The organism is Flavobacterium sp. ARAG 55.4 (genome assembly GCF_051846875.1).
Lineage (GTDB): Bacteria > Bacteroidota > Bacteroidia > Flavobacteriales > Flavobacteriaceae > Flavobacterium > Flavobacterium plantiphilum.
Window position 1 is genome coordinate 265917 of sequence record NZ_JBPYCT010000004.1, and the last position, 11683, is coordinate 277599.

General features: G+C 35.5%; 12 protein-coding genes. 9 read left to right on the forward strand and 3 right to left on the reverse strand.

Annotated features, from left to right (window positions below; all coding sequences use genetic code 11):
- Window positions 1-22: 22 nt before the first annotated feature.
- A complete protein-coding gene (locus ACSV4D_RS06810; RefSeq protein ID WP_408081653.1) occupies window positions 23-793 on the reverse strand; it encodes a tetratricopeptide repeat protein in 771 nt (256 codons plus the stop codon).
- A gap of 559 nt (window positions 794-1352) precedes the next feature.
- Here ACSV4D_RS06810 and leuC point away from each other — a divergent pair.
- The 4 genes from leuC to leuB all read left to right on the forward strand — a co-directional run bounded on the left by leuC (window position 1353) and on the right by leuB (window position 6227).
- Window positions 1353-2747 carry a 3-isopropylmalate dehydratase large subunit gene (gene leuC, locus ACSV4D_RS06815; RefSeq protein ID WP_439227620.1) on the forward strand — a complete coding sequence of 465 codons (1395 nt, stop codon included), beginning with the start codon at window positions 1353-1355 and terminating at the stop codon, window positions 2745-2747.
- Window positions 2748-2864: 117 nt separating this feature from the next.
- A complete protein-coding gene (leuD, locus tag ACSV4D_RS06820; RefSeq protein WP_408081651.1) occupies window positions 2865-3461 on the forward strand; it encodes a 3-isopropylmalate dehydratase small subunit in 597 nt (198 codons plus the stop codon).
- A 148-nt stretch (window positions 3462-3609) separates the two neighbouring features.
- The gene (locus ACSV4D_RS06825) at window positions 3610-5133 is read left to right on the forward strand and encodes an alpha-isopropylmalate synthase regulatory domain-containing protein (protein WP_408081650.1); all 1524 of its coding nucleotides are present in this window, start codon (window positions 3610-3612) and stop codon (window positions 5131-5133) included.
- A gap of 38 nt (window positions 5134-5171) precedes the next feature.
- Window positions 5172-6227 carry a 3-isopropylmalate dehydrogenase gene (gene leuB / locus ACSV4D_RS06830; RefSeq protein ID WP_439227621.1) on the forward strand — a complete coding sequence of 352 codons (1056 nt, stop codon included), beginning with the start codon at window positions 5172-5174 and terminating at the stop codon, window positions 6225-6227.
- A 70-nt stretch (window positions 6228-6297) separates the two neighbouring features.
- Here leuB and ACSV4D_RS06835 read toward each other — a convergent pair whose 3' ends face one another.
- Both ACSV4D_RS06835 and ACSV4D_RS06840 read right to left on the reverse strand, forming a co-directional pair.
- Window positions 6298-6648, reverse strand: coding sequence for an RNA recognition motif domain-containing protein (locus ACSV4D_RS06835; protein ID WP_408081648.1), 351 nt, complete (start codon window positions 6646-6648; stop codon window positions 6298-6300).
- 151 nt (window positions 6649-6799) lie between these two features.
- Complete coding sequence (locus ACSV4D_RS06840) at window positions 6800-7291, reverse strand: DUF6252 family protein (protein ID WP_439227622.1); 492 nt, start codon at window positions 7289-7291, stop codon at window positions 6800-6802.
- Window positions 7292-7491: 200 nt separating this feature from the next.
- Between ACSV4D_RS06840 and ACSV4D_RS06845 the strand changes: the two genes are divergently transcribed.
- From ACSV4D_RS06845 to ACSV4D_RS06865, 5 genes are all read left to right on the forward strand, one after another.
- Complete coding sequence (locus tag ACSV4D_RS06845; protein ID WP_439227623.1) at window positions 7492-8046, forward strand: 30S ribosomal protein S16; 555 nt, start codon at window positions 7492-7494, stop codon at window positions 8044-8046.
- Between the two features lie 14 nt (window positions 8047-8060).
- The gene (gene rimM / locus ACSV4D_RS06850) at window positions 8061-8585 is read left to right on the forward strand and encodes a ribosome maturation factor RimM (RefSeq protein ID WP_439227624.1); all 525 of its coding nucleotides are present in this window, start codon (window positions 8061-8063) and stop codon (window positions 8583-8585) included.
- Window positions 8586-8694: 109 nt separating this feature from the next.
- Complete coding sequence (locus ACSV4D_RS06855; RefSeq protein WP_439227625.1) at window positions 8695-9402, forward strand: tRNA1(Val) (adenine(37)-N6)-methyltransferase; 708 nt, start codon at window positions 8695-8697, stop codon at window positions 9400-9402.
- Window positions 9403-9553: 151 nt separating this feature from the next.
- Window positions 9554-10732 carry an acyl-CoA dehydrogenase family protein gene (locus ACSV4D_RS06860; protein ID WP_439227626.1) on the forward strand — a complete coding sequence of 393 codons (1179 nt, stop codon included), beginning with the start codon at window positions 9554-9556 and terminating at the stop codon, window positions 10730-10732.
- A 149-nt stretch (window positions 10733-10881) separates the two neighbouring features.
- Window positions 10882-11664, forward strand: coding sequence for a DUF3050 domain-containing protein (locus ACSV4D_RS06865; RefSeq protein ID WP_439227627.1), 783 nt, complete (start codon window positions 10882-10884; stop codon window positions 11662-11664).
- Window positions 11665-11683: the final 19 nt, after the last annotated feature.

Genomic DNA, 11683 nt, shown 5'->3' on the forward strand with positions numbered 1-11683 from the left:
AACAAAAAATACAAAACTAAAATTATTCAACCAGCTGATTGAATTTTTCAACCATAGCATTACCTCTTTCAGTTTTTCCGGTTTTTAGCAATGCATTACCAAATCGATAATAGTACATTGCTTCTAAATCACTGCTCAGCGCAAACAACTCTTCATACCATTTGACAGCTTTGTCCATCTGATCTTTAAAATAATAATAATCAGCTACTTTTTTCACCATAAAAGCTGATTTATACCCTTTTTCGAGTACCCGTTCATAGACATCAGCAACATTTATCAGGATAAAATCTCTGTTCTCTGCCTTCGTTTCCGTTTTAACAGGTACAGTTTCTATTTTAGCAATTTTCCCAATCACCAACGCTAGGGATTCCTGGTCTATTTCGGCATTATTCGAAATTTCAATATTTCTGCTTTCAATACTAATTTCAAGAAGACTGGTAGGCTCCCTGTTTTTATCAGAAACTGAACTCATGTTTCTTGTTTCTATATAGTAACGCCTCTTATAACTTTTATCTTTATAGACCGGAGTAATAATTCTAATATTATCAGGACCTAAATCAACCTTATTAATCAAACTTAAATCAGATACTGTATAACGGGTAGTAGTTCCGCCAAAAGTCATTTTTACAATCTCTTCCACCTTATAATACAAGACATTTTTAGTTTCAATGGTACTGTAAACAGTACGTATCTGACTAGAAATCTGAAAAGAATTCAGGATACTTACGACCATCAATGAAAATTTAGCCGTCTTTAGTAAAAATTGATAATTATGAAAGATATTCCCGAACATTTTTAAAGTTTTAAACTACAAAGATAAACCTTATGAAACACATAGCTGTTTATAATTTAACCACAAAAGAATATTAAAATGAACTACTTAATTAACTTTTATGTTTTTTTGGTTGTCGTAATATTTTATCGAAATAATTTCAGAAATAAAAAAGATAATCGACTGATTTATTTTCAAATATAAAAAACACTACAGCTAACGTCTTCCTTCTCCAAACATTAATTATTTCTACGTTTTCAGTTCTATATTTAACATTTTATTAAACATAAACAAACATTTCTTTATAAAAACCTAAAAATTCACAAAACATAATCCCGTTCAAAATTGTTACAAACACAACTTAATAAATAAAAACAGAACTAAAAAAAAACTAACCCTCTAATACCCAAGCAGGCAAAACAAAAGCCTATAATCTTATTAATAAAGTTTGGGTATCGTATATAATCAATAATATTAATTGAAAACATGATTTCATTTTTATACTTTTGCGTTCTTGTTACCACCCTCTTCAAAAACAGGGCAGTACAAAACACAGAAATACACTAAAAAAAATTAAAAAATGAGTAAGACATTATTTGACAAAGTATGGGATTCGCATGTTGTGCGTAAAATTGAAGACGGACCAGATGTGTTTTTTATTGATCGTCATTTCATCCATGAAGTTACCAGCCCGGTAGCTTTTCTGGGGCTAAAATCAAGAGGCGTTTCAGTTTTATATCCTGAACGTACATTTGCAACTGCCGATCACAATACACCTACCATTAACCAGCACTTACCTGTTGAAGATGCTTTATCTGCTAATCAATTAAAAGCTTTAGAGACAAACGCAGCTGAATACGGAATTTCTCACTGGGGGTTAGGTCATCAAAAAAATGGAATTGTACACGTGGTAGGTCCTGAAAACGGAATTACTTTACCAGGCGCTACAATTGTATGTGGAGATTCACATACTTCTACTCATGGTGCTTTTGGTGCTATTGCTTTCGGTATTGGTACTTCAGAAGTAGAAATGGTTCTTTCTACTCAATGTATCATGCAGCCAAAGCCTAAAAAAATGCGTATTAACGTAAATGGCAAACTAAGTAAAGGTGTTGAACCAAAAGACGTTGCGCTTTACATCATCTCTCAATTAACTACTTCAGGAGGTACAGGTTATTTTGTTGAGTACGCTGGAAATGTTTTTGAAGAAATGACAATGGAAGGACGTATGACCGTTTGTAACCTTTCTATCGAAATGGGTGCTCGTGGAGGTATGATTGCTCCTGACCAAAAAACATTTGATTACTTAGAAGGCAGACTACACGCTCCTAAAGGTGAAGCCTGGACGAAAGCCGTAGAATACTGGAAAACTTTAAAGACCGATGATAATGCAGTATTTGATGCTGAATTAAATATCAATGCTGAAGATATTGAACCAATGATTACTTATGGTACTAATCCTGGTATGGGAATTGGTATTTCTAAACATATTCCAGCTGCCAATCAAGTTGAAGGTGGTGAAGAAACTTATAAAAAATCATTAGCTTACATGGGCTTTGAAGAAGATGATGTAATGATTGGAAAACCAATTGATTATGTTTTCTTAGGAAGCTGTACTAATGGTCGTATTGAAGATTTCAGGGCTTTTGCTGAAATTGTAAAAGGTCGTAAAAAAGCAGATAACGTTACGGCTTGGTTAGTTCCTGGTTCTCACGTTGTGGAAGCTCAAATTAAAGAAGAAGGAATCTTAGATATCCTTACCGAAGCCGGATTCGTATTGCGTCAACCAGGTTGTTCAGCTTGTCTAGCTATGAATGATGATAAAGTACCAGCTGGAAAATATGCAGTAAGTACTTCTAACAGAAACTTCGAAGGTCGTCAGGGTCCAGGTTCCAGAACTTTGTTAGCTTCTCCAATTATGGCAGCAGCAGCAGCAGTTACCGGAAAATTAACCGATCCAAGAGATTTATTGTAATTGAATTTCAATAGCAATAACAATTTCAAAAAAGAATTAAAAATAAAAAGGTTTTAATTATTCATGGTTTATTTTCTTAACAGAAAATCGGAATTCTAAAATCTAAAATCTAATAAAATGGCATACGATAAATTTAATATACTTACCAGTAGTGCAGTGCCACTACCGATAGAAAACGTAGATACTGATCAAATCATTCCGGCTCGTTTCCTGAAAGCTACAAAACGTGAAGGTTTTGGAGACAATCTTTTTAGAGACTGGAGATACAATGGAGACGGAACCCCTAAAGCTGATTTCGTATTAAACAATCCAACTTACAGCGGAAAAATCCTTGTAGGCGGAAAAAACTTTGGTTCGGGTTCTTCTCGTGAGCACGCTGCCTGGGCAGTTTATGATTACGGATTCCGTGCAGTAGTTTCTTCTTTCTTTGCTGATATTTTCAAAGGAAACTGTTTAAATATTGGGGTTTTACCAGTACAGGTTTCTCCTGAATTTTCTGCAAAAATCTTTGCTGCTATCGAAGCTGATCCTAATACTGAATTAGAAATCAATTTACCGGAGCAAACAATTACATTAAAAGCTACAGGTGAAAAAGAATCTTTTGATATCAACGGATACAAAAAGAACAATATGTTAAACGGATTTGATGATATTGATTATTTACAAAACATCAAAGAAGAGATTGTAAGCTTTGCTGACAAATTGCCTTACTAAAACAAAAAGTATTCTATAAAAATGCAGCTGCTAAAGCAACCTTTCCAGGATTGTGACTAGCAGCTGCTTTTAGCGTTTTATTAAAACACACCATAATAATGATTTCAACATTAATGAAATCAAAACCTTTTTTAGCATCAAATTTATAATGGGAAAAAGAAAAATTGAAATAATGGATACGACACTTCGTGATGGCGAACAAACCTCAGGAGTATCATTTTCTGCTGCAGAAAAACTAACCATTGCCCAATTATTACTGGAAGAATTACATGTTGACCGTATCGAAATTGCTTCGGCTCGCGTAAGCGAAGGAGAATTTGAAGGCGTTAAAGGAATTATGACCTGGGCAGAAACCAAAGGATATGCCAATAAAATTGAAGTTTTAACATTTGTTGACAAAGGGCTTTCAATCGAATGGATGAAAAAATCAGGTGCTAAAGTTCAAAATCTTTTAACTAAAGGTTCTTTGAATCACCTTACACACCAATTAAAAAAAACTCCTGAGCAACATTTTGAAGAAATATCCGAAAGCATTGCCTTAGCTCATAAAAACGGAATTGAAACCAATGTTTATTTAGAAGACTGGAGTAACGGCATGCGTAATTCCCCGGAATATGTGTATCAATATTTAGATTTCATCAGCACTCAGCCGGTAAAAAGAATATTACTTCCCGACACTTTGGGAGTACTTATCCCTTCGGAAACTTTTGAATTTATTTCTAAAATTACTCAGAAGTATCCAGATATACATTTTGATTTTCATGCGCATAACGATTATGATTTAAGTGTAGCAAATGTAATGGAAGCGCTGAAAGCAGGTATTCACGGATTACACGTTACAGTGAACGGAATGGGAGAACGCGCCGGAAACGCACCTTTAGCCAGCACCATTGCTGTAATCAACGATTTTATGCCTGAGATTGAAATTGGAGTAAAAGAAACCTCTTTATATTCAGTCAGTAAACTAGTCGAAACTTTTACAGGATACAGAATCCCGGCCAACAAACCTATTGTAGGAGACAACGTTTTTACCCAAACTGCAGGAATTCATGCGGATGGAGACAATAAAAATAATTTATATTTTAATGATTTATTGCCCGAGCGTTTTGGAAGAAAAAGAAAATATGCTTTAGGAAAGACTTCCGGAAAAGCTAATATTGAAAAAAATCTTCAGGAATTAGGATTGCAATTAAATCAGGAAGATTTAAAACTGGTTACCCAAAGAATCATCGAATTAGGTGACAAAAAAGAAACAGTTACCAAAGAAGATTTACCATATATCATTTCTGATGTTTTAGATAGCCACACTTATCAAGAAAAAATCACGGTAGAATCCTATTTATTATCTCACGCCAAAGGAATGCGCCCTTCAACAACTATTTGCCTCAAAATTGACGGACAAATTATAGAAGAACATGCTCAAGGCGATGGTCAGTTTGATGCTTTTATGAATGCTTTAGCCAAAGTATATAAAACAAAAAAAATGACTTTACCTAAACTGGTTGATTACGCAGTCAGAATCCCACCCGGAAGTAGTTCGGATGCTTTATGCGAAACCATCATCACATGGTTAAACGACGGAAAAGAATTCAAAACCAGAGGATTAGACTCGGATCAAACCGTTGCTGCTATCATTGCCACTCAAAAAATGCTTAATGTAGTAGCTGTTTAAAATAAAAAAAACAATTAAATTAATATAAATACAAAATAATGAAGTTAAATATCGCACTTTTAGCAGGGGACGGAATCGGACCGGAAGTAATTGATCAGGCAGTTAAAGTATCAGATGCAATTGCACAAAAATTTGGACATGAAATCACATGGAAACCAGCTTTAACCGGTGCCGCAGCTATTGACGCTGTAGGCGAACCTTACCCTGATGAAACACACGAAGTTTGTAAAAATGCTGATGCTGTTTTATTTGGAGCAATTGGACATCCTAAATACGATAATGATCCTTCTGCGCCTGTACGTCCGGAACAGGGATTATTAAAAATGCGTAAAAAATTAGGTCTTTTTGCTAATGTACGTCCTACATTTACTTTCCCTTCTTTATTAGATAAATCCCCATTAAAAAGAGAAAGAATCGAAGGAACTGACTTAGTTTTCTTAAGAGAATTAACAGGTGGTATTTACTTTGGTGAAAAAGGAAGAAGAGACAACGGAGATACTGCTTTTGACAACTGTGTTTACACAAGAGAAGAAGTGCAGCGTTTAGCTAAAAAGGGATTTGAATTAGCAATGACTCGTTCTAAAAAATTATGCTGTGTAGATAAAGCTAACGTATTAGAAACATCTCGTTTATGGAGAGAAACAGTTCAGGCAATGGAGAAAGATTATCCGGAAATAACGGTTTCTTATGAATTTGTTGATGCAGTTGCGATGCGTTTGGTACAATGGCCTAACTCTTATGATGTATTGATTACTGAAAACTTATTTGGAGACATCTTAACTGATGAAGCTTCTGTAATTTCAGGATCGATGGGATTAATGCCTTCTGCATCTATGGGAGCTGAAGTATCTTTGTTTGAGCCAATTCACGGATCTTACCCACAAGCAACCGGTTTAAACATTGCTAACCCAATGGCGACTGTTTTATCTGCTGCTATGATGTTTGAAAACTTCGGATTAATGGAAGAAGGAAAAGCAATGAGAGACGCTGTTAACAAAGCTTTAGAAGCTGGAGTTGTTACTGAAGACTTAGCTAATGGCGGAAAAGCTTACGGTACAAAAGAAGTTGGAGATTGGTTAGCTGCTAATATCTAATTCACTTCACAATACAATAAAAAAGGGGACAATTTACATTGTCCCCTTTTTTTATATAAAGAAAAAAATATTAATATCCTCCTCTGTTTCCTCCGCGAGAATCACCTCCACGGTTGTTTCCGTAACCTCCGCGAGAATCACCTCCGCGGTTGTTGTTAAAACTTCTTCTTTCACCTTCTGGTTTTGGCTCAGATTTATTAACAACAATTGCACGCCCCTGAACAGTAGCTCCGTTCAATTCATCAATTGCTTTTTGAGCTTCAGCATCAACTGGCATCTCAACAAAACCAAATCCTTTACTTCTTCCAGTAAATTTATCAGTAATAATCTTAACAGAATCAACTGCTCCATAAGCCTCAAAAGACTCTCTTAAATCTGCTTCCTCAATACTGAATGGAAGGCTTCCAACAAAAATATTCATATATACTTATTTATAATAATCTCACAAATGTAGTCTTATTTTTTTATAACCCACTATAAATAAGCTTATTTATATTTTTATTTGATTTTTTAAACAAAAGAAAATCAGACAAAACACAGAAGAAAGTAAAAACCAACAAAGTAGCTATAAATTATTGTACTGTTACCGGAACTTTATAAAACACCCCATATTGAAAGTTCAAAGTAGGCCCTGCCAAAGGATTATCAAAAGTATTTTCTAAATTAAACTTGAAAGTTCCCGAAATAGTCTTATTCACATCATCATATTCTGTTATCTCGATTTGACCATTTCCAGTATCAGAACCAGGTGAACCAAGTGAACCGGACGAAAACATAATATCTTCTTTAGTTACCGGATCAGTCATAACATAGGTCGCTGTACTTGTAGGAGTCGTGCCAATAAAATATGTTCCTACAGCCACCGAATTTGTTTTCAGAGTAATAACTTCAGTTGCCGTGTAAGCTTCAATAATCAATAAACCTCCTGAATTTACTCTGGCTGTAGTCTGAACAGCTCTCCAGAAAACATTATCTTTCACCCCCTGAAACGCCGGATTATTGAATTTCACATCTTCCTGACAGGAAATTAATGAAAAGAATACAAACAAAAATTGTTTTTTCATAAAACAAAAAATTTACCCACAAAAATAAACTATTAAAGCTAAATTCAGTCAACTAAAAATAAAAAAAAGCAGCAAAATAAATCACTAAATAATTATATATCAAAATGATAAATTAAATATTTGCAATATAAAAAAATAATGTATCTTTGCAGCCTTAATTAATCGGGGTCGAGTACCTCAAAATTTAATCATTATAGATTATGTCAGTAAAAATTAGATTACAAAGACACGGTAAAAAAGGAAAACCTTTTTACTGGGTAGTAGCTGCAGATGCACGCTCAAAAAGAGATGGTAAATACTTAGAAAAAATTGGTACTTACAATCCAAACACTAACCCGGCAACTATCGAATTAAACCTGGATAGTGCAGTGAAATGGTTACACAATGGTGCACAACCAACTGATACTGCAAAAGCAATTCTTTCTTACAAAGGAGCTTTATTGAAACACCACCTTGACGGAGGAGTTCGTAAAGGAGCCTTAACTCAAGAGCAGGCTGATGCTAAATTAGCTACTTGGTTAGAAGCTAAAACTGGTAAAGTTGACGCTAAAAAAGATGGTTTATCAAAAGCACAGGCTGATGCTAAAGCCAAAGCTTTGAAAGCAGAACAAGAAGTAAACGCAAAACGTATTGCTGCAGCTGCTCAGGCTGAAGCTGATGCAATTGCTGCTGCAACTCCTGCTGTAGAAGAAGAAACAGAAGCTATTGCTGAAGAAGCTGCTGCCGAAGAAAACAATGAAGAAACTCAAGCATAATTTAGCAAGCGAAAATGCGTAAAGAAGATTGTTTCTATTTAGGTAAAATCGCTAAAAAATTTAGTTTCAAAGGTGAAGTCCTCGTCTATCTTGACACCGACGAACCTGAGTTATACGAAAATCTGGAATCAGTGTTTGTTCAACAAAACAAACACCTGGTTCCTTTTTTTATTGAAAGCAGTTCATTACATAAAAATGACTTCCTAAGAGTTCATTTTGAAGACATCAACACAGAAGCAGACGCAGAAAATCTTTTAGGCAACGAAATCTACCTTCCTTTAAACATGCTGCCCAAACTTTCCGGTAACAAATTCTATTTCCACGAAGTAATTGGCTTTGAAGTAGAAGATAAACGCTTAGGAAATGTCGGAGAAATTCAGTCTATAAACGACACTACTGCCCAGCCCCTTTTTGAAGTCTTAAAAGACGGAGCTGAAATTCTCATTCCGATGATTGATCATTTTTTAGTTAAAGTTGATCGCGACAACAAGAAAATCATCATGGATTTACCGGAAGGATTGATTGAGATGTACCTTTAAAAGGTTTAATCGGTAATTTACTTCGTCAATTCGCTTTACTCGTGTGTTTATTCGGTTAATTCGAAAACAATCTGAAATCATAAATCGTTAATTTCCAATCTGAAATCTTATGTTTTCATTCAAACAATTTTCTGTAGAACAAGACCGTACGGCAATGAAAATTGGAACCGATGGAGTTTTACTGGGTGCCTGGACTCCCATAGAAAATTATCCGTTTAATATTTTAGACATTGGAGCCGGAACCGGAATAATTGCTTTAATGTTAGCACAACGCAGTACCGCAGAACAAATTGATGCATTAGAAATTGATGAAGACGCCTACGAACAAGCCACAGACAATTTTGAAAATTCCCCTTGGAACGACCGACTGTTTTGTTTCCATGCCGGTTTAGACGAATTTGTCGAAGAACCCGAAGAGGAATACGATTTAATAGTTTCCAATCCTCCTTTTTACAGCGAAGATTATAAATCCAGTAATGAACAACGCGATTTAGCCCGCTTTCAGGACGCCATGCCTTTTGAAGATTTGGTAGAAGCCGCCGCATTATTACTTTCTGAAAACGGAATCTTCTCCGTTATTATTCCTTTTAAAGAAGAAGAAAAATTCCTGGCTCTTGCCCATGAATACGAATTACATCCCCTAAAAATCACTCACGTAAAAGGAACACCAACCTCCGAAATCAAGCGCAGTCTTTTGGCTTTTAGCCGAAATGAAGTCCCTAACTTTCCAATTGATGAATTAATCATCGAAACTGCACGTCATCAATACACTCCTGAATATATTGAATTGACAAAAGATTTTTATTTGAAGATGTAAAACTACATTTTCTTTAATCAAAATTTAACTACTTAATTCATGTTTGATTAAAATCCTTTATGTAAATTTATAACACACCATTAAATCCAGTTTTCAAAAAAACTAAAAACACTTGAAGATTTAATAAATATAAATTTTACACTAAGTCATCATGAAACCAGACTTATTCCAAGCACCGGATTATTACAACCTTGACGAATTATTGACAGACGAACACAAACTGGTACGTGATGCCGCACGCGAATGGGTCAAGCGAGAAGTTTCTCCTATCATTGAAGATTATGCCCAAAAAGCAACATTCCCTACAGAAATCATTAAAGGTCTGGCAAGCATTGGTGCTTTTGGACCTTATATTCCTCAGGAATATGGCGGAGCCGGATTAGATCAAATTTCCTATGGCTTAATCATGCAGGAAATAGAGCGTGGTGACTCCGGCATACGTTCTACAGCTTCCGTTCAATCGTCTTTGGTAATGTATCCCATTTGGAAATACGGCAGCGAAGAACAAAAATTAAAGTACCTTCCCAAATTAGCTACCGGCGAATTCATGGGGTGTTTTGGTCTGACTGAACCCAATCACGGTTCCGACCCCGGGAGCATGACCACTCACTTTAAAGACAAAGACGATCATTATCTATTAAATGGAGCCAAAATGTGGATTTCCAACGCACCTTTTGCAGACATCGCCATTGTTTGGGCAAAGGATGAATCAGGAAGAATTCATGGCTTAATTGCAGAACGCGGAATGGAAGGTTTTTCTACTCCCGAAACACACAACAAATGGTCACTTCGTGCATCAGCTACCGGAGAGCTAATTTTTGATAATGTCAAAATCCCAAAAGAAAATATTTTACCCCATAAATCAGGATTAAGCGCTCCGCTGGGCTGTCTGGATTCAGCACGTTATGGTATTGCCTGGGGGGCTATTGGCGCAGCTATGGATTGTTACGACACCGCTTTACGCTATGCAAAAGAAAGAATTCAATTTGACAAACCTATTGCAGGAATGCAACTGCAACAAAAAAAATTGGCCGAAATGATTACTGAAATCACAAAAGCACAATTACTTACCTGGCGTTTGGGCGTTTTACGAAATGAAGGCAAAGCCTCTTCAGCACAAATATCGATGGCAAAAAGAAACAATGTAAATATGGCTATCGAAATTGCCCGTGAGGCGCGTCAGATTTTGGGAGCGATGGGAATAACAGGTGAGTATTCGATTATGCGACATATGATGAATTTAGAATCAGTAGTCACTTATGAAGGAACACACGATATCCATTTATTAATTACCGGAATGGATATTACCGGAATTTCGGCATTTAAATAAACCTTCATTTTTAACATATAAAGAAAACCTATTTCGGAATAAATTCGTAAATAATATTAGATAAACATTTATTAAAGTATTGATAAAATCGATGCATAATACTTTTGATAAGTGGCAGCTTTTTTATCTTTACACAAAATTATTTTACAATGAACATTCAGCATATCAACAACAGTATTGAATCCCAGAAAAGCGCTTTATTACAACATTCGCTTTATAACAAGGTAAAAACTATCGAAGACTTACACACGTTTTTAGAAAGCCATGTGTATGCTGTATGGGATTTTATGTCACTGTTAAAAGCATTACAATCCCGACTAACCTGTACTACTACCCCGTGGTTTGCTACCAAAAATCCGGAAACACGATATTTAATCAATGAAATTGTTTTAGCAGAAGAAACGGATTTAACACTTGATGGCAAACGTCAGAGTCATTACGAGATGTATGTGGAGGCAATGGAAGCCTGTGGAGCTGACACTAATAAAATTAAAATTTTTCTGTCTGAAATTCAATCCTTACAAAACATATTTGTTGCTATTAAAAAAAGCGACTTACACCCTCATATTAAAGCTTTTTTAGACTTCACTTTCCGTGTGATTGAGGAAGGAAAACCACATGAAATTGCAGCAGCATTCACCTTTGGAAGAGAGGATTTAATTCCGAGTATGTTTCATGCTATTTTAAAAAATTTTCAGGAACAGTTTCCGGAAACCGACCTCAGCAAATTAGTATATTACTTTGAAAGACATATCGAATTAGATGCTGACGAGCACGGACCAATGGCTATGCAAATGATTACAGAACTTTGCGAGGAAGATCCTCAAAAATGGAAAGAAGTAGAAGAAGTTTCAATTATAGCACTGGAAAAAAGGATTGATTTGTGGGATGCAATCGAAGAAATCATCACCATGAAAGTTGAAATGGCTTAATTTTCAATCCGGGATTAGA

What these genes read in the sequence shown, in the direction of transcription:
- ACSV4D_RS06810 (WP_408081653.1), bottom strand. Translation starts at nt 793, where the DNA reads ATGTTCGGGAATATCTTTCATAATTATCAATTTTTACTAAAGACGGCT.
- leuC (WP_439227620.1), top strand. Translation starts at nt 1,353, where the DNA reads ATGAGTAAGACATTATTTGACAAAGTATGGGATTCGCATGTTGTGCGT.
- leuD (WP_408081651.1), top strand. Translation starts at nt 2,865, where the DNA reads ATGGCATACGATAAATTTAATATACTTACCAGTAGTGCAGTGCCACTA.
- ACSV4D_RS06825 (WP_408081650.1), top strand. Translation starts at nt 3,610, where the DNA reads ATGGGAAAAAGAAAAATTGAAATAATGGATACGACACTTCGTGATGGC.
- leuB (WP_439227621.1), top strand. Translation starts at nt 5,172, where the DNA reads ATGAAGTTAAATATCGCACTTTTAGCAGGGGACGGAATCGGACCGGAA.
- ACSV4D_RS06835 (WP_408081648.1), bottom strand. Translation starts at nt 6,648, where the DNA reads ATGAATATTTTTGTTGGAAGCCTTCCATTCAGTATTGAGGAAGCAGAT.
- ACSV4D_RS06840 (WP_439227622.1), bottom strand. Translation starts at nt 7,291, where the DNA reads ATGAAAAAACAATTTTTGTTTGTATTCTTTTCATTAATTTCCTGTCAG.
- ACSV4D_RS06845 (WP_439227623.1), top strand. Translation starts at nt 7,492, where the DNA reads ATGTCAGTAAAAATTAGATTACAAAGACACGGTAAAAAAGGAAAACCT.
- rimM (WP_439227624.1), top strand. Translation starts at nt 8,061, where the DNA reads ATGCGTAAAGAAGATTGTTTCTATTTAGGTAAAATCGCTAAAAAATTT.
- ACSV4D_RS06855 (WP_439227625.1), top strand. Translation starts at nt 8,695, where the DNA reads ATGTTTTCATTCAAACAATTTTCTGTAGAACAAGACCGTACGGCAATG.
- ACSV4D_RS06860 (WP_439227626.1), top strand. Translation starts at nt 9,554, where the DNA reads ATGAAACCAGACTTATTCCAAGCACCGGATTATTACAACCTTGACGAA.
- ACSV4D_RS06865 (WP_439227627.1), top strand. Translation starts at nt 10,882, where the DNA reads ATGAACATTCAGCATATCAACAACAGTATTGAATCCCAGAAAAGCGCT.